The 26846-nt window shown below is 65.3% G+C and carries 23 protein-coding genes and 1 other RNA gene; 9 read left to right on the forward strand and 15 right to left on the reverse strand.

The window, feature by feature from the left end; translation table 11 throughout:
* Positions 1-151: 151 nt before the first annotated feature.
* A complete protein-coding gene (gene pyrE / locus QA645_RS05465) occupies positions 152-715 on the reverse strand; it encodes an orotate phosphoribosyltransferase (protein WP_283048727.1) in 564 nt (187 codons plus the stop codon).
* A 187-nt stretch (positions 716-902) separates the two neighbouring features.
* Between pyrE and QA645_RS05470 the strand changes: the two genes are divergently transcribed.
* The gene (locus tag QA645_RS05470) at positions 903-1529 is read left to right on the forward strand and encodes a glutathione S-transferase family protein (protein WP_254191531.1); all 627 of its coding nucleotides are present in this window, start codon (positions 903-905) and stop codon (positions 1527-1529) included.
* Between the two features lie 177 nt (positions 1530-1706).
* On the opposite strand, the gene QA645_RS05475 is transcribed toward QA645_RS05470, so the two are convergent.
* The 4 genes from QA645_RS05475 to QA645_RS05490 form a co-directional block, all read right to left on the reverse strand.
* Complete coding sequence (locus tag QA645_RS05475; RefSeq protein WP_283048729.1) at positions 1707-2342, reverse strand: LysE family translocator; 636 nt, start codon at positions 2340-2342, stop codon at positions 1707-1709.
* A 94-nt stretch (positions 2343-2436) separates the two neighbouring features.
* The gene (locus tag QA645_RS05480) at positions 2437-2976 is read right to left on the reverse strand and encodes an NADPH-dependent FMN reductase (protein ID WP_283048732.1); all 540 of its coding nucleotides are present in this window, start codon (positions 2974-2976) and stop codon (positions 2437-2439) included.
* An 11-nt stretch (positions 2977-2987) separates the two neighbouring features.
* A complete protein-coding gene (gene polA, locus QA645_RS05485; protein ID WP_283048734.1) occupies positions 2988-6026 on the reverse strand; it encodes a DNA polymerase I in 3039 nt (1012 codons plus the stop codon).
* Positions 6027-6236: 210 nt separating this feature from the next.
* Positions 6237-7304 (reverse strand): acyltransferase family protein, encoded by a 1068-nt coding sequence (locus tag QA645_RS05490; RefSeq protein ID WP_283048735.1) that lies wholly within the window; start codon positions 7302-7304, stop codon positions 6237-6239.
* 193 nt (positions 7305-7497) lie between these two features.
* Between QA645_RS05490 and QA645_RS05495 the strand changes: the two genes are divergently transcribed.
* From QA645_RS05495 to QA645_RS05510, 4 genes are all read left to right on the forward strand, one after another.
* Positions 7498-8814, forward strand: coding sequence for a UDP-glucose/GDP-mannose dehydrogenase family protein (locus tag QA645_RS05495; RefSeq protein ID WP_283048736.1), 1317 nt, complete (start codon positions 7498-7500; stop codon positions 8812-8814).
* 142 nt (positions 8815-8956) lie between these two features.
* Positions 8957-11431: an ATP-dependent helicase HrpB gene (hrpB, locus tag QA645_RS05500; RefSeq protein WP_283048738.1), complete on the forward strand. Its 2475-nt coding sequence runs from the start codon at positions 8957-8959 to the stop codon at positions 11429-11431.
* A gap of 239 nt (positions 11432-11670) precedes the next feature.
* Entirely contained in the window at positions 11671-12183 is a 513-nt protein-coding gene (locus QA645_RS05505) for a TIGR02281 family clan AA aspartic protease (RefSeq protein WP_254128016.1), read from the forward strand.
* Positions 12184-12384: 201 nt separating this feature from the next.
* Positions 12385-13884 carry a phosphomannomutase/phosphoglucomutase gene (locus tag QA645_RS05510; RefSeq protein ID WP_283048739.1) on the forward strand — a complete coding sequence of 500 codons (1500 nt, stop codon included), beginning with the start codon at positions 12385-12387 and terminating at the stop codon, positions 13882-13884.
* 151 nt (positions 13885-14035) lie between these two features.
* On the opposite strand, the gene QA645_RS05515 is transcribed toward QA645_RS05510, so the two are convergent.
* The 10 genes from QA645_RS05515 to QA645_RS05565 all read right to left on the reverse strand — a co-directional run bounded on the left by QA645_RS05515 (position 14036) and on the right by QA645_RS05565 (position 23595).
* Positions 14036-15505, reverse strand: a complete 1470-nt coding sequence (locus tag QA645_RS05515; RefSeq protein ID WP_283048741.1) for a methyl-accepting chemotaxis protein — start codon at positions 15503-15505, stop codon at positions 14036-14038.
* A gap of 525 nt (positions 15506-16030) precedes the next feature.
* The gene (locus QA645_RS05525; protein ID WP_200470386.1) at positions 16031-16540 is read right to left on the reverse strand and encodes an Lrp/AsnC family transcriptional regulator; all 510 of its coding nucleotides are present in this window, start codon (positions 16538-16540) and stop codon (positions 16031-16033) included.
* A gap of 97 nt (positions 16541-16637) precedes the next feature.
* Positions 16638-17561 carry a sugar kinase gene (locus tag QA645_RS05530; RefSeq protein WP_283048744.1) on the reverse strand — a complete coding sequence of 308 codons (924 nt, stop codon included), beginning with the start codon at positions 17559-17561 and terminating at the stop codon, positions 16638-16640.
* Between the two features lie 6 nt (positions 17562-17567).
* Positions 17568-18506 carry an NAD(+) diphosphatase gene (nudC, locus tag QA645_RS05535; RefSeq protein WP_283048746.1) on the reverse strand — a complete coding sequence of 313 codons (939 nt, stop codon included), beginning with the start codon at positions 18504-18506 and terminating at the stop codon, positions 17568-17570.
* Positions 18507-18517: 11 nt separating this feature from the next.
* Positions 18518-18937, reverse strand: coding sequence for an HIT family protein (locus QA645_RS05540; protein WP_148751635.1), 420 nt, complete (start codon positions 18935-18937; stop codon positions 18518-18520).
* Positions 18938-19215: 278 nt separating this feature from the next.
* A complete protein-coding gene (locus QA645_RS05545; RefSeq protein ID WP_283048748.1) occupies positions 19216-20343 on the reverse strand; it encodes a muconate cycloisomerase family protein in 1128 nt (375 codons plus the stop codon).
* Positions 20340-21095: an SDR family oxidoreductase gene (locus QA645_RS05550; protein WP_283048750.1), complete on the reverse strand. Its 756-nt coding sequence runs from the start codon at positions 21093-21095 to the stop codon at positions 20340-20342. The genes QA645_RS05545 and QA645_RS05550 overlap by 4 nt, the downstream gene beginning before the upstream one ends.
* Complete coding sequence (locus tag QA645_RS05555) at positions 21095-21889, reverse strand: amino acid ABC transporter ATP-binding protein (protein WP_254128024.1); 795 nt, start codon at positions 21887-21889, stop codon at positions 21095-21097. Before QA645_RS05555 ends, QA645_RS05550 begins: the two co-directional genes overlap by 1 nt.
* Entirely contained in the window at positions 21886-22548 is a 663-nt protein-coding gene (locus QA645_RS05560; RefSeq protein ID WP_283048752.1) for an amino acid ABC transporter permease, read from the reverse strand. The genes QA645_RS05555 and QA645_RS05560 overlap by 4 nt, the downstream gene beginning before the upstream one ends.
* Positions 22549-22740: 192 nt before the next feature.
* On the reverse strand, positions 22741-23595 hold the full coding sequence (locus QA645_RS05565; RefSeq protein ID WP_283048754.1) for a transporter substrate-binding domain-containing protein: 855 nt from the start codon (positions 23593-23595) through the stop codon (positions 22741-22743).
* A 184-nt stretch (positions 23596-23779) separates the two neighbouring features.
* Here QA645_RS05565 and ffs point away from each other — a divergent pair.
* The 4 genes from ffs to recR all read left to right on the forward strand — a co-directional run bounded on the left by ffs (position 23780) and on the right by recR (position 26764).
* Positions 23780-23876: signal recognition particle sRNA small type (gene ffs / locus QA645_RS05570), an RNA gene on the forward strand.
* A gap of 94 nt (positions 23877-23970) precedes the next feature.
* On the forward strand, positions 23971-25812 hold the full coding sequence (locus QA645_RS05575; protein WP_283048756.1) for a DNA polymerase III subunit gamma/tau: 1842 nt from the start codon (positions 23971-23973) through the stop codon (positions 25810-25812).
* A 27-nt stretch (positions 25813-25839) separates the two neighbouring features.
* A complete protein-coding gene (locus QA645_RS05580) occupies positions 25840-26160 on the forward strand; it encodes a YbaB/EbfC family nucleoid-associated protein (protein ID WP_212303945.1) in 321 nt (106 codons plus the stop codon).
* Between the two features lies 1 nt (position 26161).
* The gene (gene recR / locus QA645_RS05585; protein WP_027561562.1) at positions 26162-26764 is read left to right on the forward strand and encodes a recombination mediator RecR; all 603 of its coding nucleotides are present in this window, start codon (positions 26162-26164) and stop codon (positions 26762-26764) included.
* The last annotated feature ends 82 nt before the right edge of the window (positions 26765-26846 follow it).

The raw sequence follows: 26846 nt of genomic DNA on the forward strand, positions 1-26846 counted from the left end.
CGCGCGACGCCGCCGGCGCGCATGGGACAACTCTGTACGCAACGCTTACTCCACCCAACGCTACCAAACCGGCCGGGACCATCAGGTCTCAGCACATGATTCACCATAAGGCGGGATGGTAAATGAGCGGTTGAGGGGGCGCCGCGCGCCGTTACGCCCTCAAGAATTCCGACGCCTTGTACAGCGAGCGGAACGGCAGGCCGGCCGCACCAAAGGTGTCGGTGGCGCCTTCCTCGCGGTCGACCATGGTCAGCACCAGCACCACTTCGGCACCGGTCTCGCGCACGGATTCCACGGCCTTCATCGCCGAGCCGCCAGTGGTGGTGACGTCCTCGACGATCACGACGCGCTTGCCTGCAAGCGTCTCGCCCTTCGGCAAGCCTTCGATTGCTAATCTCGCGCCATGCTCCTTCGGCTTCTTGCGCACGAAGAAGGCCGCGATCGGATGGCCCTTGATCCAGGAGATCTGTGCCAGCGCGCCGGCCAGCGGCACCGCGCCCATCTCCAGCCCGCCGATGAAGTCGAGATTGTCGTCCTTCAGCGTCTCGAAAGTGAGCTCGGCGAGCAGCGTCGCGCCCTCCGGGTCCATCATGGTCGGCTTGAGGTTGAAATAGAAATCGCTCTTGCGGCCCGACGCGAGCGTCACCTCGCCCCGGCCGAAGGAGCGGCGGCGGATGATTTCGAACAGGCGGGCGCGGGAGGCAGATTTCGACACGGCGGTCCCTCGGGGGCGTTCTTGGAGGTGGCGGAATTTATCCGCGACGGCGGTGACATTCCAGAGGGGGCGTCCCCCGTCAACAGGGATCGGCCATCCCGGCACGCCGGTTGTGGGGCTGCAACTTTCTGGGGTAGGTGGATGCCCGATATCCCGGGCAGAAAACTGGGCAAGGAAACAGGCAAAAATGACCATCGAGCTGCACACCTGGAACACGCCGAACGGCCGCAAGATCTCGGTCGCACTGGAGGAAATGGGGCTGCCCTACAAGGTGGTCCCGGTGAACATCTCCAAGGGCGAGCAGATGGCGCCGGGGTTCCTGAAACTCTCCCCGAACAACAAGATTCCCGCGATCCTCGACCCCGAGGGGCCGGACGGCAAGCCGGTCAGCATCTTCGAGTCCGGCGCGATCCTGCTCTATCTCGGCGAAAAGACCGGTAAATTCCTGCCGACATCGCTGGCCGGCCGGATCCCCGTCTACGAATGGCTGATGTGGCAGATGGGCGGTTTCGGGCCGATGCCGGGCCAGGTGCACCATTTCATCGCGCTCGAGAACGAGCAGGACCGCGCCTACGGGTTGAAGCGCTACATGGCGGAGACGCGCAGGCTCTACGGCGTGCTGGACCGTCGTCTCGACGGCCGCGACTTCGTCGCCGGCGATCTTTCGGTTGCCGATTTCGCCATTCTGGGCTGGGCCTGGCGCCACCCTCGCCACAAGGTCGAACTCGCCGACTTCCCCAACGTCAAGCGCTGGTACGACGCCCTGATGGCGCGCCCGGCCGTGAAGCGGGGGATGGAGGCGAAGCTGGATTGAGCTCTCTTACCCTCCCCTGGAGGGGGAGGGTCGATCGCGCGCAGCGCGAGCGGGGTGGGGTGAAGGTGTCTCCGCGTCGAACAGCGCCCGTGGGGAGAGATCACCCCACCCCGCTGCGCATTCCGCTTCGCTACATGCGCAGCGACCCTCCCCCTCCAGGGGAGGGTGAAGAAGGCCTCACACCTTCCGCGCTTCCACCGCCATCCGCACCGCAAGCCCGGCCAGCACGGTGCCCATCAGCCAGCGCTGCACCAGCATCCAGCTTGGCCGGCTCGCCAGGAACAGCGCGATCGATCCGGCTCCGAGGGCGATGATCGCATTGACGCTGACACTGAGCGCGATCTGGATCGCGCCCAGCACCACCGACTGCGTCAGTACGCTGCCGGCCGTGGGGTCGATGAACTGCGGCAGCAGCGCCAGATACAGCATCGCGATCTTCGGATTGAGCAGATTGGTGACGAGCCCCATCGCAAACAATTTGCGCGGGCTGTCGACCGACAGCTGCTTCACCTGGAATGGCGAGCGCCCGCCCGGCTTCACCGCCTGCCAGGCGAGCCACAGCATGTAGCCGGCGCCGGCGAAGCGCAGCGCATCATAAGCGAAGGGAATCGCGAGCAGCAGCGCGGTGATGCCGAATGCCGCGCACAGCATGTAGAACACGAATCCCAGCGCGACGCCGCCGAGCGAGACGATGCCGGCCGCCGGCCCCTGCGTGATCGAGCGCGAGATCAGATAGATCATGTTCGGCCCGGGCGTGAGCACGAGACCGAGGCAGACGAGGGCGAAGCCGAGCAGGGCGGAGGTGTGGGGCATGATGAACCGGTGCGGGAGATGCACGCCTTCTAATACGCGCAACGCCGTGGGGCCATCGCGCAATTGCACGGAGGACAATTCGCGTTCGCGGGTCCTACGCCTCTGCCTGCACGGTGGCGATGAACGAAGCAAAGCTCTCCATTGCCAGACGCAACGGCTCGGCAAGTGTAGGATCGGCGACGATGCTGTGCTCGTCCCAGGCGCCACCGAGCAACGGCAACGTCACGCAGGCCTCCGTGGCGAGCCGGACCGACATCGTCTCCAGCGTCAGCGTCAGGGCGGCAAGCGCGTGCGTCGCCCGTGGCGACGTGTTGATCAAGGCAACCGGCTTGTCGGGAAATTCGTGGCTGCCGACCAGCCAGTCGAGCGCGTTCTTCAGCACGCCCGCGACGCCGCGGGCATATTCGGGGCTCGAGATCAGCAGGCCATCGACGCTCCCGATCAGCGCGCGCATCGCTCCGACCGGCGCAGGCACATTATCGCCATCTAGATCCGGATTGAAGAAGGGCAGGTCCGCAATTCCCTCGAACAGGATCACCTCGACACCAGCAGGCGCGAGCCGCGCGGCCGCGCGCAGGACTGCGGTATTGCTCGAACCTGCACGCAGGCTGCCGGAGATGGTGGCGATCTTCATCGCGACGACCGTCAGTGCGCCTCGTCCCAATTGTTCGCCGCGCGCGCGTCGACATGCAGCGGCACCGACAGCAGCACGGCCGGGAATGGCGCGTCCTGCATGACGTGCTGCACGACGGGCAGCGTCTTCTCGACTTCCGCGTCGGGCACCTCGAAGATCAATTCGTCATGCACCTGGAGCAGCATCTGCGCCGAGAGTTTCTTCTCGGCCAGCGCGTCCTCCACGCGCGTCATGGCGCGGCGGATGATGTCGGCGGCGGTGCCCTGGAGACGCGCGTTGATCGCGGCGCGCTCGTTGAAGGCGCGCACCGAGGCGTTGGAGGCCTTGATGTCGGGATAGTGGCATTTGCGGCCGAACAGCGTGGTGACGTAGCCGTGCTGCCGGCAGAAATCCCGTGTCTCGTCCATATAGGCGCGGATGCCGGGGAAGCGCTCGAAGTACTTCTTGATGTAGGCCGAGGCTTCCTCGCGGGCGATGCCGAGCTGGTTGGCGAGGCCGAACGCCGAGATGCCGTAGATGATGCCGAAATTGATCGCCTTGGCGCGGCGGCGGATCTCGCTCGGCATGCCCTTGATCGGCACGCCGAACATTTCGGACGCGGTCATCGCGTGAATGTCGAGCCCATCGCGGAACGCCTGCTTCAGCACGGGAATGTCGGCGATCTCCGCCAGCAGCCGTAGCTCGATCTGCGAATAGTCCGCGGACACGAGCTTGTGCCCCGGCGTCGCGATGAAGGCGCGGCGGATTTTTCGGCCGTCCTCGGTGCGCACCGGGATGTTCTGCAGGTTCGGCTCGTTCGAGGACAGCCGGCCCGTCGTGGTCGCGGCCAGCGCGTAGGTCGTGTGGACGCGATGGGTCTGCGGATTGACATAGGTCGGCAGCGCGTCGGTGTAGGTCGATTTCAGTTTCGAGACCTGGCGCCACTCCAAAATCTTCCGCGGAAAATCGTGGCCCTGCTCGGCGAGCTCGTCCAGCACCTGCGCCGTGGTCGACCACGCGCCGGTCTTGGTCTTGGTGCCGCCGGAGAGTCCCATCTTGCCGAACAGGATGTCGCCGATCTGCTTGGGGCTGCCGACATTGACGGGCTCGCCCGCGATCTCCTGGATCTCGGCCTCGACGCGCGCCGCGGTCTGGGCGAAGTCCCCGGACAGACGCGACAGCACCTGGCGGTCGATCGAGATGCCGCGCCGCTCCATCCGCGCAAGCACGGAGACCAGCGGCCGCTCCAGCGTCTCGTAGACGGTGGCCATGTGTTCGGCTGTGAGGCGCGGCTTCAGCACGCGCCAGACACGCAGGGCGATGTCGGCGCCTTCGGTCGACAGTGGCGCGGCCTTGTCGATCGGCACCTGGTCGAAGGTGATCTTGCCCTTGCCGCTGCCGAGCAGCTCGCTCTCCTTCAGCATGGCGTGACCGAACCAGCGCTCGGACAACGAGTCCAGCTCATGCGAGCCCCGACCGGCGTCCAGCACGTAGGAGATCAGTTTCGCATCGTCGGCGTTGCGCAAGGTGATGCCGTGTTGCGCCAGCATCACGGCGGCGAATTTGACGTCGAAGCCGATCTTGAGGATGCCCGCCGATTCCAGCACCGGGCGCAGTGCTTCGATCGCATCTGCATGCTTGACCTGATCCGGCGCAAGGCCCGCGTCGAACAGGCCGCCGTCGCCGCCGGACTGCTTGTGCGCCAACGGCACATAGCAGGCCTCGTTCGGCGCCAGCGCCAGCGCGATGCCGCAGAGATCGGCCTGCATGGGATCGATCGAGTTCGCCTTGATCTCAATTGCGACATGACCGGCATCATGGATGCGCGCGATGAAGGCGTTGAGCTCGTTCAGCGACTTGATCGCCTGGTACTTGGTACGATCGACCGGAAGCTTGCGCAGCGCCTCTTCGCGCGCGGCGGCAAGCGAGATCGGCGCGCCCTTGAGGCTCGCCGATTTGTCGCCCTTGTCGCCACCCTTCGCGGGGATCGCAGGAGCCGCGAACAGATCGCCTGACGTCTCGGACGACTTTGCCTTCGTGCTGTCGCCGCCTCGCGCCCCGCTGCTGTTCGACGCATCCGCGTCGACATTGGCGGGATCGATCTGCGAATAGTCGGCGACGCGGCGCGTGAGCGTGGTGAATTCCATCGCCTTGAGGAAGGCGATCAGCTTGCGTGCATCCGGTTCGTGGACGGCGAGGTCATCGAGCGGCACCTCGAGATCAACCTTGTCGTCGAGCAGCACGAGCTGGCGCGAGACGCGCGCCTTCTCGGCATTCTCGATCAGCGCTTCGCGCCGCTTCGGCTGCTTGATCTCAGTGGCGCGGAACAGGAGCTGTTCGAGGTCGCCATATTCGACGATCAGCTGCGCCGCGGTCTTGATGCCGATCCCGGGCACTCCCGGCACATTGTCGGTGGAATCGCCGGCCAGCGCCTGGACTTCGACCACCTTCTCCGGCGGCACGCCGAACTTCTCGATCACCTCGGGAATCCCGATGCGGCGATCCTTCATGGTGTCGTACATCGTGATCTTGTCGTTCACGAGCTGCATCAGATCCTTGTCGGAGGACACGATGGTCGTGTGGGCGCCGCGGTCGCTGGCCTGCCGCGCATAGGTCGCGATGAGATCGTCGGCCTCGAAACCGCCTTGCTCCAGGCAGGGCAGGTCGAAGGCGCGCACGGCTTCGCGGATCAGGGCGAATTGCGGGATCAGATCGTCAGGCGCCGGCGGCCGGTGCGCCTTGTAATCGGGGTAGATCTTGTTGCGGAACGTGACTTCCGACTTGTCGAACACGATGGCGAGATGTGTCGGCCGGTTGTCGGCGGGCATGTCGCGCAACAGCTTCCACAGCATGTTGCAGAAACCCAGCACGGCATTGACTTGCAGCCCGTCGGACTTGCGGTTGAGCGGCGGCAGCGCGTGATAGGCGCGGAAGATGTAACCGGAACCGTCGACCAGGAAGATGTGGTCGCCCTTGCCGGCCGCCTTCGCCGCGACCGGTTTGGCAGCAGCTGTCGCAGCAGAGGATTTGGTGTCGGCTTTGGCGGAGGTCTTCGGGGAGGTTTTTGGCATGGCCGCAATGTATGAATTTTTGCGGCAAAAGACAGCCTTGGGAGGGGGATTTTTGCCCTGCCGGAGCCGCTATCCCCACTGTCATTCCCCGCGAAAGCGGGGAATCCAGTACGCCGCGGTCTATCGGTCGACAACGACTGTCTCTGGAATACTGGGTCGCCCGGTCCTAGTGCGCAATTGCGCACTGGCCGGGCGACGACAGCGAGAATGCTACTCCGCCGCCTGCAACACCGCGCCGGCCTTCTTCGGCGCGATCCAGAATGCATCTGGCCGCTCGAACAGGAAGTGCGCATTGAACCGCAGAGCCAGCCGCCAGATCGCGAGCGATCCGAGCACGCCGACGATGGTGACGATCAGCGACACCGTGCCGATGTCCGGGATGATGCCGCTGCGCAGCAGCAGCGTGCGTGTCGCCGCCATCGGCAGGAAGAAGGCGAGATAGATCACGATCGAATGCTCGCCACAGAAGCGGAAGACATTCAGCCAATGCATGCGGGCGAGCAGCGTGCCCGACGTGATGATGGCACATGCGCCGGCGAAGCCGAGCACGAGCGAGACGATCTTCCATTCGCTGGCGCCGTACGCGACGAGGCCGGCATTGACCAGCGCCCAACTCGCGAGCGCCGCAAGCGCGCGTGCGGGATGGCTGCGCGCGCGGTCCGACAATGCGAACACGTAGGGCGCGAACAGATAGCCCGAATAGAAATAGACGAAGCGCGCGCAGAACTCGTCGATCGCGGTCCAGCCGGTCGTGACGCGCGCCGTCTCCAGCGCGGCCGCCACGAGCCAGATCGCGGGTGCGGGGATTCGCCGTGTCAGTTTTGTGACGACGAAGAAGATCGGCAGCAGGTAGATGAACCAGAGCGTGCCGAACGGCTCGATGAAGGATTCGAGATAGAGCAGGCCAGCGTCGCGCCAGCTGGATTCGGCCGCGAAAGCGGGTGCCTTGAAGGCGAACTGGATTGTCACCCAGACGACATAAAAATAAGCGAAATGCACAACCTTGCGATCGAGATAGGTTCGCCAGTCCCGATCGATCACCAGCGGCAGGAACAGGCCCGAAATCAGGAAGAAGTCCGGCATCCGGAACGGCTTTGCGAAGGCCACCAGGACATGCATGAAACCGGTCTCGCCGGCGGCGAGTTCGACCCCAAGCACCGAATGCATCATCACGACCATGACGATGCAGATGCCCTTGGCATAGTCGACCCAATCGACACGCGCAGCGGCCGGGCCCCTGGTGCCCCCGCTCGCGGCGATTGTGCCTGTTGATGCCATGGTGTCCCGTTTCGAGGCGTGTTCCGCCCGGTCCTGTGTGGGCGTGGGGCAGTGTGGGGCCTTGTGGTTTCCGACTTCTTTACCGGTACAAATCGCGTGCCGGTTTCTGAGCGCAGGCTCTTCCTTCCCGACGGGAAAATGCTAAACCGCCCCCGGATTGGGGTTTCGTTAACCAAGACAGACAGGGTCTTCTATGCGCATCACGATGATCGGCACGGGTTACGTGGGACTGGTGTCCGGAGCCTGCTTTGCTGATTTCGGTCACGACGTCATTTGTGTCGACAAGGACGAGAAGAAGATCGCCAGCCTTCACCGCGGCGAGATCCCGATCTACGAACCTGGGCTCGACGAGCTGGTTGCGAACAACGTCAAGGCCAGGCGCCTGAGCTTCACCACTGACCTGTCGAAGCCGGTCGCGGATGCCGATGCCGTGTTCATCGCGGTCGGCACACCGTCGCGTCGCGGCGATGGCCACGCCGATCTTTCCTATGTCTACGCTGCCGCGAAGGAGATCGCGCAGTCGCTGTCCGGCTTCACCGTCGTGGTGACGAAGTCCACCGTTCCGGTCGGCACTGGTGACGAGGTCGAGCGCATCATCCGCGAGGCCAATCCCAAGGCCGACGTCGTCGTCGCCTCCAATCCGGAGTTCCTGCGCGAGGGCGCCGCGATCCGCGACTTCAAGTTCCCCGATCGCGTCGTGGTCGGCACGTCCGACGAGCGCGGCCGCAAGGTGATGGGCGACATCTATCGCCCGTTGTCGCTGAACCAGGCGCCGCTGATGTTCACCGCGCGCCGCACCGCCGAGATGATCAAATACGCCGCCAACGCGTTCCTCGCGACCAAGATCACCTTCATCAACGAGATCGCGGACCTCTCGGAAAAGGTCGGCGCCAACGTCCAGGAAGTCGCGCGCGGCATCGGCCTCGATAACCGCATCGGCACAAAATTCCTGCATGCCGGTCCGGGCTTCGGCGGCTCCTGCTTCCCGAAGGACACCAAGGCGCTGATCAAGATCGCGCAGGATTACGACGTGAGCTTGCGCATCGTCGAATCCGTGCTGGCGGTCAACGAGAACCGCAAGCGGGCGATGGCACGGAAAGTCAGCCAGGCGCTCGGCGGCTCCTTGCGCGGCAAGACCATCGCCGTGCTCGGCCTCACCTTCAAGCCCGACACCGACGACATGCGCGATGCGCCGTCGATTCCGCTGGTCACCGGCCTCCTCGACATGGGCGCAAAGGTGAAGGCGTTCGACCCGGTCGGCATGGAGCAGGCCAAGGGCGAACTGCCCAGCATCGCCTATAGCGAGGACGCCTATTCCTGCGCCCAGGGTGCCGATGCGCTGGTCGTCGTCACCGAATGGGTGCAATTCCGAGGTCTCGATCTCGACCGGCTGAAGAGCGTCATGGCGCAGCCCGTCGTGGTCGACCTCCGCAACATCTTCAGCCCCGAAGACATGGCTGCTGCCGGCTTCACCTATGAGAGCGTTGGCCGGCCGTCGGTTCAGGGCTGATAGCCACATATGATTGTCATACCCCGCGAAGGCGGGGTATCCAGTACGCTGGGATCTTCGGAATGGCCGGGATCCGACATGACTGGATCGTCTGCCCCGGCGCATAATTGCGCACACGGCGGACGATGACGGACCGAGACTTTTGCCCCGCACCTTCGACACGCCCCTCCCCATCGATGCCGTGCTCGACGACCTCTCGCGCACGCTGGAGGCGCACAACGCGGCTGTGCTGGTTGCCCCGCCCGGCGCCGGCAAGACCACGCGGGTGCCGCTGGCGCTGCTCGATGCGCCCTGGGCCAAGGGCAAAAAGATCATCGTGCTGGAGCCGCGGCGCATTGCGGCCCGCGCCAGCGCCGATCGCATGGCCAAGTCGCTCGGCGAGCGCGCCGGCGAAACCGTGGGCTATCGCGTCCGCTTCGGCTCGAAGATCTCGCGGGCCACGCGCATCGAGGTCGTGACCGAAGGCATTTTCACGCGCCAGATCCTCGACGATCCCGAGCTCTCGGGCGTTGCCGCCATCCTGTTCGACGAATTCCACGAACGCTCGCTCGATGCCGACATGGGCCTGGCGCTGGCGCGCGATGCGCAGCTGGGCCTGCGCGAAGACCTCCGCATCCTCGTGATGTCGGCCACGCTCGATGGTGCGCGCGTGGCAAAACTGCTTGGCGAGGCGCCCGTCGTCGAGAGCGAGGGCCGCGCGTTTCCTGTCGAGACGCGCTATCTCGGCCGCAAGGCGGACGCGCCGATCGAGCGGCAGATGGCGGATGCGATCGCATCGGCCCTGCGTGCCGACAGCGGTTCGGTGCTGGCTTTCCTGCCAGGTGCCGCCGAGATCCGCCGCACCCAGAATTTCCTCGGTGAGCGCGTGCAGGATGCCAGCATCGAGATCGTGCCGCTGTTCGGCGCGCTCGATGCCGCCGTGCAGGACCGCGCCATCGCGCCGGCGCCGAAGGGGACGCGCAAGGTGGTGCTCGCGACCTCGATCGCGGAGACGTCGCTCACGATCGAAGGCGTGCGCATCGTCGTCGATTCCGGTCTCGCCCGCGTGCCGCGCTACGAGCCCGACATCGGCCTGACCCGGCTCGAGACCGTGCGGGCCGCGCGCGCCGCCGTCGACCAGCGCCGCGGCCGCGCCGGCCGTACCGAGCCCGGCGTATGCTACCGGCTCTGGGACGAGCCGCAGACGGCGTCGCTTGCGCCCTATACCCAGCCGGAAATCCTGAGCGCCGACCTCTCCTCGCTGGTGCTCGACCTCGCGCAATGGGGCGTCGCGGACCCTGCCGCGTTGTCGTTTCTCGATCCGCCGCCGCAGCCTGCGTGGAAGGAAGCCAAAAGCCTGCTCGAAGAGCTCAACGCACTCGATGGCGATGGCCGCATCACGGTGGAGGGCAGGAGCCTGCGCGCGCTGGCGCTGCCGCCGCGGCTGGCGCGCATGATCGTGGATTCGCATCGTGCAGGCAGCGGCGAAGAAGCCGCCGAGATCGCGGCCATTCTCACCGAGCGTGGACTCGGCGGCGACAGCGCCGATCTCGAGCACCGGCGCGACCAGTTTCGCCGCGACCGTTCGCCGCGGGCGGCAAGCGCGCGCGATCTGGCGCGGCGCTGGGCCTCGCAGGTCGCGGCGTCCGAGAAGCCGGGACAGCAGGAGGATCTCTCGACCGGCTTGATGCTCGCCTATGCGTTTCCGGATCGGGTCGCGCGCAACCGCGGCAATGGCAGCTTTGTGCTTGCCAACGGCCGTGGCGCCGCGGTGGAGCAGACGTCCTCGCTCGCCCGCGCGCCCTATATCGCGATCGGCGAGATGACGGGGACGGCTGCGAGCGGCCGCATCCTGCTCGCGGCCCAAATCGCCGAGGACGACATCGAGCGGCATTTTGCCGAGCATATCGACACGGCCGACGAGATCTCCTTCGACCGCGGCGCGATGGCGCTACGCGCGCGGCGCAAGCGCGTGCTGCATGCGATCACGCTGTCCGAGGCCACGCTTGCCGTGTCGCCCTCCGAAGACACCGCGCGCATCTTCGCCGACGGGCTGATCGCCGCCGGCCTCGATCGGTTGCCCTGGTCGAAGGCCGCAAAGCAATGGCGCGACCGCGTGATGTTCCTGCGCAAGGCGGAAGGCGACAGCTGGCCCGATCTCTCCAACGACGGGTTGGTCGCGCGGCGCGACGACTGGCTGGTGCCGGCGCTCTACGACAAGATCGCGCTGAAGGATATCTCCGCCGGCGATCTCTCCGATGCGCTGATGGCGCTGTTGCCGTGGGAGATGCGCGCGCGGCTCGACCGCGAGGCGCCGACGCATTTCGAGGCGCCCACGGGAAGCGTGCTCGCGATCGACTACGAGGCCGAGCAGGGGCCGACCATCGCGGTGCGCCTCCAGGAATTGTTCGGCCTCAACACCCATCCGTCGATCGCTGCCGGCAAGGTGCCGCTGGTGCTGGAATTGCTGTCGCCGGCGCAACGCCCGGTGCAGGTGACGCGCGATCTCCCCGGTTTTTGGCGCGGCAGTTACGCTGCGGTCCGCTCCGACATGCGCGGCCGCTATCCCCGCCATCCCTGGCCCGAAGATCCGGCAAGCGCGCTGCCCACCCGGCGGGTCAAGCCGCGCGGGACGTGAAAGTGTCGACCCTCATGGTGAGGAGCGCGGAACGCGCGTCTCGAACCATGCAGGCCCAGCTCTCGCCCGTGGCCATCCTTCGAGACGCCCGCTTTCAGCGGGCTCCTCAGGATGAGGACGGGTCGCATTAACCGTACGCTCATCCTTTTCGTCAAAATAGCACCGGCTCGGCCGCGGCGTCGCTCGCGAACGGGCGTGCCGCGTGGTGAAATCGAGCGTTCCGGCTCGGAAGTGGTGTGATGCGTAATATTATGATCATCGCGGCCGTCATGATCGGCCTCGGCACTTTCATGGCGCAGATGGCGGACAAGATGAGCTCCGCCTCCGCCACGTCGGCGCCGCAGACGACGGTCGCGGTTGCCACCGTGGCGCCGGTCGGCGGCCGCAGCCTCAACATTCCCCGCGATGGCCGTGGCCACTTCCAGACCGAAGGCCGCATCGACGGCCAGCGCATCGGCTTCATGGTCGACACCGGCGCCTCCGTGGTGGCGCTGAACGAAACCTCGGCCGCCCGCTTCGGACTGCGTCCTTCGCGCAGCGACTACAACGCCACCGTCACCACCGCCAACGGCACTATCAAGGCCGCGCGCACCCGCATCGCCATGCTGGATGTCGGCGGCCTCATCGTGCGCGACGTCGATGCCATGGTGCTGCCGGATGAAGCGTTGTCCGAGAATCTGCTTGGCCTCTCCTTCCTGTCCCGCCTGAAGCGTTTCGAATACGCCAACGGGCAGATGGTGCTGCAGCAGTAAAAGCGCCTTGTCGCACTGACGAACCGCCATTCGCACGAATTTCCTGGGACGGCCCCAAGCGGAAGGTCGCGCGCCCGGCCGCGCTTTTCCGTTACCAAACTGCCGCAATTATCGGCCATAAGCCTTCATTCCCGCCTTCCGCTGCGGCCCGGCATTCGCTAAGGCTGCACCAAATCCTGCCCTTTTCACGAGATTGTCTCAATGTTTCCCAAGCCGAAATCCGTCTTGTTGCCAAACACCTACGCCTTCGAATCCGAGCCGATGGTGAAGCCCACCGGTTTTCGCGAATACGACGCGCGCTGGTTGTTCCAGAAGGAAATCAACCTCATGGGCGTGCAGGCGCTCGGCATGGGGCTGGGCGCTCTGATCGCGGAGCTCGGCGTCAAACAGGAGATCGTGACCGGCCATGATTTCCGCGGCTATTCGGCTTCGATCAAATATGCGCTGATCTCCGGCCTGATGGCGGCGGGCTGCAAGGTGCACGACATCGGCCTTGCGGTGACGCCGATGGCCTATTTCGCGCAGTTCGATCTCGACGTGCCCTGCGTCGCCATGGTGACGGCCTCGCACAACGACAATGGCTGGACCGGCGTGAAGATGGGCGCCAACCGCCCGCTGACCTTCGGCCCCGACGAGATGACGCGGCTGAAGGAGATCGTGCTCAACGCCGATTTCAAGAACAAGGCCGGCGGCGCCTACCAGTTCCACGAGAATTACCCCGCGCGCTACATCGCCGACCTCACCAATCGTCCGAAGCTCAAGCGCAAGCTCAAGGTCGTCGCGGCCTGTGGCAACGGCACGGCCGGCGCATTCGCGCCGCAGGTGCTGGAAGCGATCGGTTGCGAGGTGATCCCGCTCGACACCGAGCTCGATCACACCTTCCCGAAATACAATCCGAATCCGGAAGACATGGAGATGCTGCATGCGATCCGCGACGCGGTGCTGCATCACAAGGCCGATGTCGGCCTTGGCTTCGACGGTGACGGCGATCGCTGCGGCGTCGTCGACAACACCGGCGAGGAGATCTTCGCCGACAAGGTCGGCGTGATGCTGGCGCGCGACATGTCGGCGATCCACAAGGATGCGCAGTTCATCGTCGACGTGAAGTCGACCGGCCTGTTCATCACCGATCCCGTTCTGCAGAAGCAGGGCGCCAGGACCGCCTATTGGAAAACCGGCCATTCCTACATGAAGCGCCGCACCAACGAGACCGGCGCGCTCGCGGGTTTCGAGAAGTCCGGCCACTTCTTCTTCAACAAGCCGTATGGACGCGGCTATGACGATGGCCTCGTCTCGGCGATCGCGATCTGCGACATGCTCGACCGCGCGCCCGGCAAGTCGATGGCCGATCTGAAGGATGCGCTGCCGAAGACCTGGTCTTCGCCGACCATGTCGCCGCATTGCGCCGACGAGACCAAGTACGGCGTCATCGACCAGGTGGTGAAGCACTTCGAAGGCCTGCAGGCCAAGGGCGCCAAGATCGGGGGACAGTCGATCCGCGACCTCGTCACCGTCAACGGCGTGCGCGTCACGGTGGAGGACGGCAGCTGGGGCCTGGTGCGCGCGTCCTCGAACAAGCCGGAGCTCGTGGTCGTGGTCGAGAGCCCGGTCTCCGAGCAGCGCATGCACGACATGTTCGAGATGGTGAACAGCGTGCTGCGCACCCATCCCGAAGTCGGCGAGTACAATCAGAAGATTTGAGGCGCGCGTCTGCGCTTGCCGTATGCTGCGCTGTCATTCCCCGCGAAAGCGGGGAATCCAGTACGCCGCGGCTTCTCGGTGAATCACAGGCGTCTCGGAGTACTGGATCGCCCGGTCAAGCCGGGCGATGACAGCGCTTTTCAAGCGAGACTCACGCCGTCCGCAGCGACCCCAGGAAACCATCCACTTCGGCCTTGAGGCGCTCGGACTGCGAGGACAGTCCGGCGGCGGCCTGGTGCATCTTCGAGGCGGCCGCGCCCGTTTCGTTGGAGGCCTTGCTGACGCTCGTGATGTTGTCGTTGACCTCACGGGTGCCGGTGGCGGCCTGCTGCAGACTGCCGGCGATCTCGCGCGTTGCCAGGCCCTGCTGATCGACTGCGGTCGAGATCTGGCCGGAGATCTCGTCGATCTCGGCGATGGTCGCACCGATCGCCTGGATGGCGTTGACGGCATCGCTGGTGGCGCTCTGGATGTTCTGCACCTGCGCCGAGATTTCCTCGGTGGCTTTTGCGGTCTGGTTCGCCAGCGCCTTCACTTCGCTTGCGACCACAGCAAAACCCTTGCCGTGCTCGCCGGCGCGCGCCGCCTCGATGGTGGCGTTCAGCGCGAGTAGATTGGTCTGGCTCGCGATGTTCTGGATCAGCGTGACGACCTCGCCGATCTTCTGCGTGCCGCTGGCGAGCCCCTCGACCACCTGATTGGTGCGGCGCGCTTCGTCCGCGGCACGCGCGGCGATCTCGGCGGAGCGGGCGACCTGCTGCGTGATGCTGGTGACCGATGCGGTCAATTCCTCGGTCGCGGCGGCCACCGTCTCGACGTTGCCCGAGGCGCGGGTCGAGGCTGCAGCCGCGGCTGCGGTCTGACGTGCCGTGTCGGCGCTGTTGCTGCTCATCGCGGACGACAGATGCTGGACTTCGCCGGCTGCGATCGCCACCGCTTCGACGATGCCGCCGATGCTGCGTTCGAAATTGGTCGCAAGCCGCTGCTTGGCCGCTTCACGGTCCTGCTTGGCGCGCTGCTCGACCTCGCCGCGCTCCTGGTTGGCGCGCGCTTCCGCGGCCATCGCGGTCTGCGCCTCGGCGGTCTTCACCGCCGTCGTCTCGAACAACTCCTGGAGCTTGTGCGCCAGCGCGATCAGCACGCCGGCCTCGATCAGCAGGATCACCGCATGCAGCACGACGCGGCCGAAATCCGAGCCGCCGGGATAGATCGCCGCGGGCAGCAGGAAGTTCAGCGCGATGTGATGCAGCGCGACCGCAACCGTTGCGGCGACGATCGGCCGGTAATCGCAATAGGCGACCGTGCAGGCCAGCGCCGCGAAGAAGTACATGTGCATGTCGATCTGCCAGGGATGTCCCTCGAACTGCCAGGTGAACATCGACACGCCGCTCATCAGTGCGACGGAGAACACCAGACGCGTGGAGAGGCCATTGCCCGACATGCGCCAGGACAGGGTCGCGACGAGCGCGAAGATCGCCATGAAGATTGCGGGGATGAGCCAGGCCTTGCCGAGTGCAAGGCCGACCGTCACGCTGATCGGCACGTGCAACCAGAGCACCGCGACGAGAATTCTGCTGGTGGTCTGACGCAGCGATTCCAGTCCGTCGTTCTCGACAACCATCTCATCCTCTCCAGGACTGCGAGCCGAATGGCTCCACGCCAAAAGGCTACCTACCGAAACATGCTGAGACCGCTTGCGCGTCCATCACGAACCATGCGCCGGCATCATGCAGGCGGGTCAGTCCGTCATGGTCATCCGGGCGGACGACGAGGAGAGTGGGAAGGGCGGTTGCCCCGACGATCGCCGCTTGCGCGGATCCCGCAGCCTGAAAAACCTGTTGCGTGCTCCACCAGGGCGGAAACGCAACCGCGACAACAGTCGCACCCGGACGAACCTGTAGGGTGAGGATAGCCAGCGCGATCCAGCCTGCGACCAGCAATGCAGTCGCATTTGCCCAGGCGGGCCACCGCCGGGACGGATTCGCCGTTCTCCCCTCCATGGCGCGACAATAGGCGAACGGACCTAATTCTCGGTAAATGCTTGCTTACCGAGGTGCCGAATCGGGCGAGGAATTGGAGTCGAACGGAAATCAGCGGCGCTTTGCCGCTGATTCGAATTGATGGGGTCCGGAGCTGAACGCCGGATTTACGCCGCGACCACGGCCGGGATCGGCAGCGCGGTGACCGACTTGATCTTCTCCATCGCGAAGCGCGAGGTGACGTTCTTCAGCGGCACGGCGCTGATCAGCTTCTTGTAGAAGATGTCATAGGCCTGCATGTCCGCGACCACGACGCGCAGCATGTAATCGACGTCGCCGGCCATGCGGTAGAATTCCATCACCTCGGGCATGGCGCTGACGGCCTCGGCGAACTTCTTGAGCCAGGCGTCGGAATGATCGGAGCTCTCCACCGAGACGAACACGGAGATGCCGAGCCCGATCTTGTTCTGGTCGACCAGCGCCACCCGCTTCAGGATGACGCCATCGGCCTCCAGGCGCTGGATGCGCTTCCAGCAGGGAGTCGAGGACAGCCCGACGCGGTCGCCGATTTCGGCAACGGACAGGGAGGCATCCTCCTGGAGTACCATCAGGATCTTGCGGTCGATGGCGTCGAGGCGGCGGCTGGTCTCGGGGAGTTGGACAGCGACGTCGGTCATTTGAAGAACTTTGTTCCAATATGAGGGCTGAATTCCGTCATATAGAGGAAAATCTTCTATCGCAAGCCCATAATCTCGGCGGGAAGTCAGAATGGCTCTAATGCCTGTCTCGTAAAAACCCTTCAACTTCAATGCGTTGCGGCGCGGCCGGGCCGCCGCCATGGCGGGTGCATTTCAGGGCTGCGGCGGCCGCGGCGAATCGCAGCGCCTCCTGCACGCCGCTGCCCTCGGCAAGCCCAAGCGTGAAGGCGCCGTGGAAGACGTCGCCGGCGCCGAGCGTATCGACGGCGTCGACCGGAAAAGCCGGGGTTTCCTCCAGCGTGCCCGCCTCGTTCAGCCAGATCGTGCCGCGCGGGCCGCGAGTGGCGGCGAGGAAGGCAGGCGTCAGCCCGGCCAGCCGCTTCAAGGCCTCGCCGTCGTCAGCGACGCCCGCGGTCTCCTGGACCTGCTCGCTGGAAAACAAGAGATGCGAGGCGGCCGTGAGCAGACCGTCGGTGAGCGCCATCGCGCGGTCGACGCCGACGATGACGGGAATGCCGCGCCGGCGTGCTTCAATGCAGAGATCGATGCAGAAGGTGCCGCAACGGCTTTCGACGAGGACAGCCTGACAATCGGCGAGGAGTTCGTCGGCATCCGATAGCGTCACGGCCCACAGCGCGGGATCGCGATAGATCGTCAGCGTTCGTTCGCCAGTCGCGTCGATGATGATCGCGGAGACGGGCGTGGCCGCATCCCTCATGCGCACGATATGCCCGACGTCGATGCCCTCGGCGGCCATCCGCTCGAGGATGAAGCTGCTCGACGTCTCCCGCGCATCGCCCATCGGCCCGGCAAACGCGATGCGACCACCGAGCCGCGCCATCGCGATCGCGGCATTGAGCGCATTGCCGCCGCAGATCTCGGCAAGATGCGTGGCATTGGCCTTGCTGCCGCGCTCCGGCACCGCCTCGACCCGAAAGGTCAGGTCGCGCACGGGAATGCCGATGCAGAGGATGCGCGGCGCGATCTCGGAGAGCGCCATCGGCGGTCAGCTCTTGTCGTGCACCCAGCGGCCGAGCAGATGATGCGCGATCGCGAAGGGGTGCGGGCCGGCGAGCCCGTCCGGATGCGTGCGCTTCAGCATCAGCGCCGCCTCCTCGCGCGTGAACCAGCGTGCATCCTCGAGCTCGGAATGATCGACGACGACGTCCTCGTTCAGCGCACGTGCGCTGCAGCCGATCATCAGCGACGACGGATAGGGCCAGGGCTGCGTCATGTAATACTGCACGTCGGTGCAGCGAATGCCGGATTCCTCGAGGATCTCGCGGCGCACCGCGTCCTCGATGGTCTCGGCGGCTTCGACGAAGCCGGCCAGGCAGGAATACATGCCCGGCGGAAACTGCTTCTGGCGGCCGAGCAGACACTTTTCGCCGGACGCCACCAGCATGATCACGACGGGATCGGTGCGCGGAAAATGCTCGGCCTTGCAGGCCGGGCAATCGCGCTTCCAACCGCCTTCCTTCATCGCGCTGCGGGTGCCGCAATTGGCGCAATAGCCGTGGCGCTGGTGCCAGCTGACCATCGACTTCGCCATCGCGATCGCCGACAGCTCCTCGGGCGGAATCGCCCCCTGCATCGCCATGCCGCGCAACTCGGTGACGGTAAAGTCCTCGCGGCCGATCAGCTTCTCGGCGGCGGCCTGTGCGAGGCCCATGCCGAAGATCGCCGCGTCGTCGCGCAGCCCCAGAAAGATCGTGCCGGGATTGGCGCCGCATTTCAGCGCCTCGTCGATCGACAGCAGCGCGCGGGTCTTGTCGCCGTCGCGCTTCACCAGCAGCGAGTCGCGGTAGACGACATAGGCGCGCGACGACGGCTTCTGCTCCATCGCGAACAGTTTTTCGTCATCGCGGCGCAGATGCGCGGCGCGGTCGAGGATGTTGGTGACGAAGGCCGGCTGCCCGAGCGGAAACGAGTCGAATGCTGACATTTCTTGTTCTTTCAACCCAACCAGATTTTTCGGCGAAGTGCGCTGATGAAATTCTGTACTTCAGTGGCGTCATGCGCGAGCGGCGGCATCACACCCCAGACCGGCCGCGGCCAGGCGGCGTCACCGGTGCGGCGCGCGATGATGTGAACGTGAAGCTGCGGCACGAGATTGCCGAGCGCGGCGACATTGAGCTTGTCGCATTTGGTGATCTCCTTCAGCGCGCGCGAGACGCGGGAGATCTCGGTCATCAATTGCGCCTGCTGGACCTCGTCGAGATCGATGATCTCGACCGCATCGGCGCGCCGCGGCACCAGCAGCAGCCAAGGATAATGCGCGTCCTTGATGACGAGCACCTTCGACAGCGGCAGATCTCCGATATCGATGGTGTCCTCTTTCAGGCGGGAGTGCAGCGACCAGGCGGGATCGGACATAGGTGTTTCCAGAATGCCCGATGAGGTCGGGCGTGTTGGGCCGAACCATACGATACCGATTCCCGGAGGGGAAGGATCGGAGCCGCGGGGGCGGCATGCTCCGCTGTCGTCCCGGACAAGCGCAGCGAAGCGGAGCGCCGATCCGGGACCCATAGCCACAGGGAGACGTTTTGCGATGACTCGCGGTTACCAGCTCGCGCCACAACCACTCCCTGTGGTGATGGGTCCCGGGTCTGCGCTGACGCTTGCCCGGGACGACGCGAGGTTGTGGCGCCGTCTTACGCCTCCGCCAGCACCCGCGCATTGGCGCGGATCGAAGCTTCGCTGACACGGATGCCAAGGCCGGGGCCATCGGGCACGACAACGTGACCTGCGCGGTTGGCGACGCGCTCCTCGAGCACGTCCTCGGTCAGCACATGATGCGGCATGTAGAACTCGCAGCCGAGCGAGATACCCGGTGTCGCCGCGATCAGCTGCGTGCCGGCGGCAAGACCGATACCGCCCTCCCATAGTGTGCCGCCATAGCCGGGCAGGCCGGCGATGTCTGCGATCGCCATGATCGCCTGCGCCTCGAACAGGCCGCCGGCCTTCATCAGCTTGATCGAGACGGCATCGGCCGCCTCGCGGCGCACCACCTCCATCATGTCGCGGCGGTCGAAACAGCTTTCGTCGGCGAGCACCGGTGTTTCCAGTGCCGCGGTGAGCTGCGCCATCACGTCGAGAAATTTGCGCGGCACCGGCTGCTCGATGAAGGTCGGCGAGAATTCCTCGACGTCACGCAGGATCTTGATGGCGCCGAACGGCGCCAGCGCCTGGTTGTAGTCGACGCGAAGGTCGACCTTGTCGCCAAACTCCTTGCGGATCGCCGCGAGATGATCGAGGTCCTCGCGATGTGGCTTTACGCCGGTCTTGACCTTGTAGATGACGTTCCCGTCCGGAACCATCTTGCGCATGCGTTCCAGATCGGCGGCGAAATCCGGATCCGCGATCGAGAACGACAACGGAATGGTGTCGCGCACGCGGCCGCCGAGGAGATCGGCGACCGACAAGCCCGAGGATTTGCCGACAATATCGAGTAATGCCATCTCGATCGCGACTTTTGCTTCTGCGTGGCCGACCAGTGCGCGGTCGAGCTCTGTCATCAGCGCGCGGATGCGGCGCACAGGTTTGCCGAGCAGGATCGGCCGCAGATAGATATTGAGCGCGGCGAATGCCGCTTCCGGCGTTCCCGTGAACACCTCCCACGGCGCCGCCTCACCCCAGCCGACCACGCCGTCGCTCGAGGTGAGCTCGATCAGCACGCGCTTCACCGTGCCCTTGACGTTGCCGACGCCCTGCAGGCGCGCCATCTTGATCGGGCTCTCGATCAGGAACAGGCGGAGACGTTCGACGGTTGCTTCGGTCATGTCAGGCCTCCATTGACGTGCCAGACCTGGCCGGTGACGTAGGATGCTTTCGGGGACGCCAGGAAGGCGATGATCTCGGCGACTTCCTCCGGCCGCCCGCGGCGACGCACCGGAATCAGCGCCTCGGTCGCTGCGATCTGCTCGGGCGACAGCCTGCTTTCGCTCGGCTTGTCCTTGACGATGAGGCCCGGCGCGACTGCGTTGACGGTGATGCCATCCCTGGCGAGCTCAACGGCGGTCAGGCGCACGAGTGCTTCCAGCGCGGAGCGGCTCGCAGCGGTGGCCGCGAAGGGCGCGAACTCGGGCCGGATCGCGTGCGCGACGAACGACGACACTGCAACGATGCGTGGATCATTCCCGGCGCGCAACAGTGGCAGCGCGGCATCGACCATCCGCGTGAAGGCCAATGCGGACTCGTCCATCGCTTGCCGAAACTGATCCGTCGGCGTACCGATCGCGCTGCCGCGGCGGGCGTGGCCGCCGACCAGGATCAATCCGTCCAGCCGGCCAAAGGCGCGTTGCGTGGCGCCGAGCGCGTCGGTGACAGCCGCTTCCTCGGCGAGATCGCCGAGACATTTTGCGACTACAGCGCCGTTCGCTTGCGCCTCCGCCGCCGTGGCGTCGAGACCTTCCGCGTTCGAGCGCGTGTGCAGCAGAAGTGCGACGCCCGGCGCCGCGAGCAATTTTGCCGTGGCGCGACCGATGCCGCTGGCGGCCCCGGTGACGAGATAGGCGCGGTCAATATCAGGCATCAGGATGCTGTGGTGGCCGGCGGCAGCGCGCCGGTGCGGTGGAAATGGCTCAGGAAGGCGCGCGTCGCGGCTTCCTGCGGATTGTCGATCACCTGCCGCGCCGGGCCTTCCTCGACCACGACACCGTCGCGCATGAAGATCAGGCGGTCGGCGACTTCGCGGGCAAAGGCGATCTCGTGGGTCACGATCACCATGGTCATGCCTTCGGAGGCCAGCTGCTGGATCACGTTCAGCACCTCGCCGACGAGCTCCGGATCGAGCGCCGACGTTGCCTCGTCGAACAGCATCACATCCGGCTCCATCGCGAGCGCGCGTGCGATCGCGACGCGCTGCTTCTGGCCGCCGGAGAGCGTCGCCGGATATTGGTCGGCCTTCTCGGCAAGCCCGACCTTGGCGAGCTGCGCCCGCGCGAGCTTCTCGGCGTCGGCCTTGGCCATGCGCCGCACCGTGACCGGTCCCTCCATCACGTTCTGGAGCGTCGTCATATGCGGGAACAGGTTGAAGTGCTGAAACACCATGCCGGTGGTGGCGCGGAATTTTGCCAGTGTCTTCACGTCGGGAAGCTTTGAGCCGTCACCGAACGCAAAGCGCGTGTCGCCGACGCGGACGCTGCCGCCGTCGGGCACGACCAGGAGATTGATGCAGCGGAGCAGCGTCGATTTTCCCGAGCCGGATGGCCCGATCAGCGCCACGACACCGCCCTTGGCGACGTCGAGATTGATGTTCTTCAGGACCTCGTTGCTGCCAAAGCTCTTGCGCAGGCCACGGATCTCGATTTTTGAGGTGTCGCTCATTCGCTGACCGCCAGTCGCTTCTCGCCGCGGCGGACGATGATGGTGAGCGGGATCAGGATCGCGGCATAGGCGATCGCAACCGCGGTGTAGGTTTCCAGCGGCCGGTAGCTGTCATGCGCCGCGACCTGACTCTGATAGACGAGGTCAGGCACCGCGAGCACCGAGACCAGCGAGGTGTTCTTGAACTGGATGATCGATTGGTTCATCAGCGCGGGGATCATGCGCTTGATCGCCTGCGGCAGGACGATGCGCCGCATGCTCTGCCCCGGCGTCATGCCGAGCGCGGCGCCGGCTTCCGACTGGCCCTTGTCGATCGAGATAATGCCGCCGCGGATGATCTCCGAATAGAACGAGCCGCCATAGAGCGAGAGCGCCAGCGCCGAGGCCGTGATCGGCGTCATCTCGACACCTGCGAGGATCGGCAGCGCGTAGTAGAACCAGATCAACTGCACCAGGATCGGCGTGCAGCGAAACGCTTCGATGAAGGTGAGGGCGACCAGGCGCACCGCCTTGAACCGCGACAGGCTGCCGAACGCCCCGAACAGGCCGAACACAAGGCCGAGCAGCACGATGACCACCGTGAAGCCGACGGTGACGCCAAGCCCGTTGAGAAAGAGCCAGCGATAGCTCCAGAGGATGCCGAAGTCCCACTGATACATGCGTGCTTTCTTGCTTCACCTCTCCCGCTTGCGGGAGAGGTCGCGTCGCATCGAAGATGCGATGCGGGTGAGGGCTCTTTCCTCTGGGGGAGTCTTGCCAGCGGAGGCACCCTCACCCCGACCCTCTCCCGCAAGCGGGAGAGGGAGAGAAGCGGAGCGCGCCGACAGAGCTCGACCCAAGCTCATCATGCCTTACAGCGAAACGCCCGGCGGAATGTCCGCTTCGGTCACGCCCACCAGCTCCATGTTGGTGATGATCGCGTTGCGGATGAAGCCGAGGCCCTTGTTGAAGTCGATCCAGGTGTTGACGTAGTCGCGGAAGGTCTTGTCGTTCTCGCGGCGGAAGCCGGCATTCGACGTCGTGGCGAAGATCGGCGTCGGCAGCACGAACTGGCCGAGCGAGGGGTTCTTCTTCAGCACCGTCAGCGACAGCATGGTGATCAGGCACTGCGCATCGACGCGGCCGGTCTGCAGCGCGGCGGTGGCGTCGTCGGCGGTCTTCAGCCGCGAGATCTGCGCCTTCGGCGTCAGGCGGCTGACGACCTGGTCGTGCGAGGAGCCCTGGTCGACCGCGATCTTGACGTCGGGCGAGTTCAACTCGGCCCAGCTCTTCGGCTTGAAGTCCTTCTTGCAGAGGATGCCGAAGGCGTTGTTGAAGACCGGCACCGAGAAATCGACCACCAGCGCGCGCTTCGGGGTCGGGTTGAGGCCGAAGAAGATGTCGATCTTGTTGGACTGCAGATCGAGCACCGAATTGCCCCAGGTGGTTTCGGTGATCTCGAGCTCGGCTTCCATGTCGTCGGCAAGCGCCTTGGCGATGTCGACGTAAAAGCCCTTCCACTGGCCGCTGGCGAGGTCCTTCATGTAATAGGGCGCGCCGCCGCCGACCGCGCCGATCCGCATCTTCTTGGTGCGGCGGATGCGGGCAAAGGTCGATTCGTTGGGATCGGCCGCCTGGGCCACGGCCGGAGACGCCAGCGCGCTCGCGGTCGCCGCGCCAAGGGCACCAAGTCCGACAATCGATGCAACATCACGACGTGTAACCATTGGGATCAATCGCTTTTCTGGTTAGGTGGAGTTCCGCCACGCGTTCTTACCAAGGCGACGGAGGCTGTGAAAGCACAGCCTATCGGCTGGGCAGGTCAGGAATTGCCCGGATGCTGGGCAAGATCAAGCTGGTCAAAGTGATACCCGCTTGCTTTCCCGACCTTTTGGCCCCAAATAGGGACCGGGAGATTGGCGGTGGACGAGCCACTCGCCAACCGGGTCAGGTCCGGAAGGAAGCAGCCCTAACGAGGTCCGGATCGGGTCGCTCGTCAGTCTCCTACCTGTTTTTTCGAGCGAATTGCGCCGGCGGGCTTCCCGCCAGCGCGCTCCTGTCCGCAAAAGCCAGCCGAGAGACATTCCATTGCGGATTGACCGATGACCGACGCTGGCGACCCTCCAAATCCCGACAGCGCCGGCCAGGCCGGCAACGCACCGTACCGGGTGCTGGCGCGCAAATACCGTCCCTCTTCTTTCGACGATCTGATCGGCCAGGAGGCCGTGGTCCGCACCGTCTCCAATGCGTTCGAGACCGGGCGCATTCCGCAGGCCTGGATCCTCACCGGCGTCCGCGGTGTCGGCAAGACCACCACTGCGCGTATTCTGGCCCGTGCGCTCAACTACGAGATGCCGGACGGCTCGGTGAAGGGCCCGACCATCCACATGCCGACGCTCGGCGTGCATTGCCAGGCGATCATGGAAAGCCGGCACATGGACGTGCTGGAGATGGACGCGGCCTCGCATACCGGCGTCGACGACGTCCGCCAGATCAATGACAGCGTGCGCTACGCGCCGGCCAGCGCCCGCTACAAGGTCTACATCATCGACGAAGTCCACATGCTGTCGACGGCGGCGTTCAACGCCTTCCTGAAGACGCTGGAGGAACCGCCGGAGCACGCCAAGTTCGTGTTCGCCACGACCGAGATCCGCAAGGTTCCGGTCACGGTGCTGTCGCGCTGCCAGCGTTTTGATCTTCGCCGCGTCGAGGCCGATGTGCTGATGAAGCATCTCGCCAACATCGCCGCGAAGGAAAGCGTCGAGATCGAGCCCGAGGCGCTCGGCATCATCGCGCGCGCCGCGGAAGGCTCGGTGCGCGATTCGCTGTCGCTGCTCGACCAGGCCATCGCGCATGCGGCGGGCCAGGTGAAGGCCGATGCGGTCAGGCAGATGCTGGGCCTTGCCGACCGCACCCGCGTCATCGACCTCTTCGATTCGCTGGCGCGTGGTGACATCGCGAGCGCCTTCAAGGAGTTCCGCGACCAGTACGATGTCGGTGCCGACCCGATCGTCGTGCTCTCGGACCTCGCCGAGTTTGTCAATTTCGTCACCCGCGTGAAGATCGTGCCGGCGACCGCCGACAACGTCGCCTATGGCGAGACCGAGCGCGTGCGCGCGAAGGATTTCGCCTCGAAGATCTCGATGCGCGTGCTGTCGCGGATGTGGCAGATGCTGCTCAAGGGCATCACCGAGGTGCAGGCCGCGACGCGGCCGGCTGCGGCCGCCGAGATGGTGCTGGTGCGCATCGCCTATGTCGCCGACCTGCCGACGCCGGATGAGGCGATCAGGATGCTGGAGCAGAACGGCGGCGGTTCGCCGGTCGTGGGCGGCGGCGGTGCTGCGCGCAGCGGCGCGCCGGCGGCCCCGATGGCCTCCGCGGCGTCCGTTACCTCTGCTGCGCCGGTTCGCATGCCGACCTCGTCGCCGACTGCGTTCGGCGGCGGTGCCCGGCCGCAGATGGCGGCCCCCGCGCCGGACCCGCAGGCGGCCGCACCCCAGCTGCGCATCACCAGCTTTACCCAGCTCGTCGCGCTTGCCGGGCAGAAGCGGGACCTCATGACCAAGGGCGCGCTCGAAGGCGACATGCGCCTCGTTCGTTTCGAGGAGGGCCGGCTGGAGGTCGCGCTCGAGCCGAACGCGTCGAAAACGATGATCTCCGAGCTCGCGCGCAAGTTCGAGCAGTGGACCGGGCGGCGCTGGACCATCATCGTGTCCAACGAGCAGGGCCAGGCGACGCTGCGCTCGGTGAGCCAGGCCGCCAAGCAGGAACATGCACGCAACGCCGAGGCCGATCCGCGCGTGCAGGAGGTGCTGTCGCGCTTCCCCGGTGCGAAGGTCGTCGAGGTCCGCAGGCTTGCCCCCGAGACGCCGGAATCCAATATTAACGCCGACTATGGCTCTGACGATCCGCCCGACGGTTCCGACGCCGACGACGATCTCTAGAACCATTTTTTCCAAGGACGAAAACCCATGGCTGATTTCCTCGGCATGATGAAGCAGGCAGCGCAGCTGCAATCCAAGATGCAGGAGATGCAGGAGCAACTCGCCAACGTAGAGGTCGAGGGCATCTCCGGCGGCGGCCTCGTCGCCGTGCGCATGACCGCGAAGATGGACGTCAAGGGCATCAAGATCGACCCCTCGCTGATGAAGGCCGAGGAGCGCGAGGTGCTGGAAGACCTGCTCGTCACCGCGCTCGGCGATGCCCGCCGCAAGGCGGAGACCGCGATGCAGGAGAAGATGCAGTCGCTCACCGGCGGGCTCGGCCTGCCGCCGGGGCTGTTCGGCCAGTAACATGGGCGCGGTTGCAGGTCCCGAAATCGAGCGGCTGGTCCAGCTTCTCGCGCGGCTGCCGGGTCTGGGCCCGCGCTCCGCGCGGCGCGCCGCGCTGCATCTGATCAAGAAGCGCGAAGCGCTGATGATGCCGCTGTCGTCAGCCCTGCAGGTTGCGCTCGACAAGGTTCAGGTCTGCAAGACCTGCGGCAATATCGACACGCAGAATCCCTGCACGGTCTGCACCGATCCGAAGCGTGATCCCGCCATCATCGTCGTCGTCGCCGACGTCGCCGATCTCTGGGCGCTGGAGCGGGCCAATGCGACCCAGGGGCGCTACCACGTGCTGGGCGCGACCCTGTCGCCGCTCGATGGCGTCGGCCCGCAGGACCTCACCATCGATGCGCTGGTCGCGCGTGCCCACGCGGCCGAGGTGCACGAGATCATTCTTGCGCTGAATGCGACAGTCGACGGACAGACCACCGCACATTACATCACCGACCTGCTTCAGGACGCCAACGTAAAAGTAACCCGGTTAGCGCACGGTGTGCCGGTCGGTGGCGAGCTTGATTATCTCGATGAGGGCACGCTATCGGCCGCCATGCGGCAGCGGACCCTGTTCTAGAGCGTTTTCGAGCGAAGTGGATACCGGTTCGCGTGAAGAAAACGCGTCAAAACGAGAATTTCCATCCAGACTTGACGGAACG

This window comes from Bradyrhizobium sp. CIAT3101, assembly GCF_029714945.1.
In the GTDB taxonomy this organism is placed as follows: domain Bacteria; phylum Pseudomonadota; class Alphaproteobacteria; order Rhizobiales; family Xanthobacteraceae; genus Bradyrhizobium.

What these genes read in the sequence shown, in the direction of transcription:
- QA645_RS05470 (WP_254191531.1), top strand. Translation starts at nt 903, where the DNA reads ATGACCATCGAGCTGCACACCTGGAACACGCCGAACGGCCGCAAGATC.
- QA645_RS05475 (WP_283048729.1), bottom strand. Translation starts at nt 2,342, where the DNA reads ATGCCCCACACCTCCGCCCTGCTCGGCTTCGCCCTCGTCTGCCTCGGT.
- QA645_RS05480 (WP_283048732.1), bottom strand. Translation starts at nt 2,976, where the DNA reads ATGAAGATCGCCACCATCTCCGGCAGCCTGCGTGCAGGTTCGAGCAAT.
- polA (WP_283048734.1), bottom strand. Translation starts at nt 6,026, where the DNA reads ATGCCAAAAACCTCCCCGAAGACCTCCGCCAAAGCCGACACCAAATCC.
- QA645_RS05490 (WP_283048735.1), bottom strand. Translation starts at nt 7,304, where the DNA reads ATGGCATCAACAGGCACAATCGCCGCGAGCGGGGGCACCAGGGGCCCG.
- QA645_RS05495 (WP_283048736.1), top strand. Translation starts at nt 7,498, where the DNA reads ATGCGCATCACGATGATCGGCACGGGTTACGTGGGACTGGTGTCCGGA.
- QA645_RS05505 (WP_254128016.1), top strand. Translation starts at nt 11,671, where the DNA reads ATGCGTAATATTATGATCATCGCGGCCGTCATGATCGGCCTCGGCACT.
- QA645_RS05510 (WP_283048739.1), top strand. Translation starts at nt 12,385, where the DNA reads ATGTTTCCCAAGCCGAAATCCGTCTTGTTGCCAAACACCTACGCCTTC.
- QA645_RS05515 (WP_283048741.1), bottom strand. Translation starts at nt 15,505, where the DNA reads ATGGTTGTCGAGAACGACGGACTGGAATCGCTGCGTCAGACCACCAGC.
- QA645_RS05525 (WP_200470386.1), bottom strand. Translation starts at nt 16,540, where the DNA reads ATGACCGACGTCGCTGTCCAACTCCCCGAGACCAGCCGCCGCCTCGAC.
- QA645_RS05530 (WP_283048744.1), bottom strand. Translation starts at nt 17,561, where the DNA reads ATGGCGCTCTCCGAGATCGCGCCGCGCATCCTCTGCATCGGCATTCCC.
- nudC (WP_283048746.1), bottom strand. Translation starts at nt 18,506, where the DNA reads ATGTCAGCATTCGACTCGTTTCCGCTCGGGCAGCCGGCCTTCGTCACC.
- QA645_RS05540 (WP_148751635.1), bottom strand. Translation starts at nt 18,937, where the DNA reads ATGTCCGATCCCGCCTGGTCGCTGCACTCCCGCCTGAAAGAGGACACC.
- QA645_RS05545 (WP_283048748.1), bottom strand. Translation starts at nt 20,343, where the DNA reads ATGACCGAAGCAACCGTCGAACGTCTCCGCCTGTTCCTGATCGAGAGC.
- QA645_RS05550 (WP_283048750.1), bottom strand. Translation starts at nt 21,095, where the DNA reads ATGCCTGATATTGACCGCGCCTATCTCGTCACCGGGGCCGCCAGCGGC.
- QA645_RS05555 (WP_254128024.1), bottom strand. Translation starts at nt 21,889, where the DNA reads ATGAGCGACACCTCAAAAATCGAGATCCGTGGCCTGCGCAAGAGCTTT.
- QA645_RS05560 (WP_283048752.1), bottom strand. Translation starts at nt 22,548, where the DNA reads ATGTATCAGTGGGACTTCGGCATCCTCTGGAGCTATCGCTGGCTCTTT.
- QA645_RS05565 (WP_283048754.1), bottom strand. Translation starts at nt 23,595, where the DNA reads ATGGTTACACGTCGTGATGTTGCATCGATTGTCGGACTTGGTGCCCTT.
- QA645_RS05575 (WP_283048756.1), top strand. Translation starts at nt 23,971, where the DNA reads ATGACCGACGCTGGCGACCCTCCAAATCCCGACAGCGCCGGCCAGGCC.
- QA645_RS05580 (WP_212303945.1), top strand. Translation starts at nt 25,840, where the DNA reads ATGGCTGATTTCCTCGGCATGATGAAGCAGGCAGCGCAGCTGCAATCC.
- recR (WP_027561562.1), top strand. Translation starts at nt 26,162, where the DNA reads ATGGGCGCGGTTGCAGGTCCCGAAATCGAGCGGCTGGTCCAGCTTCTC.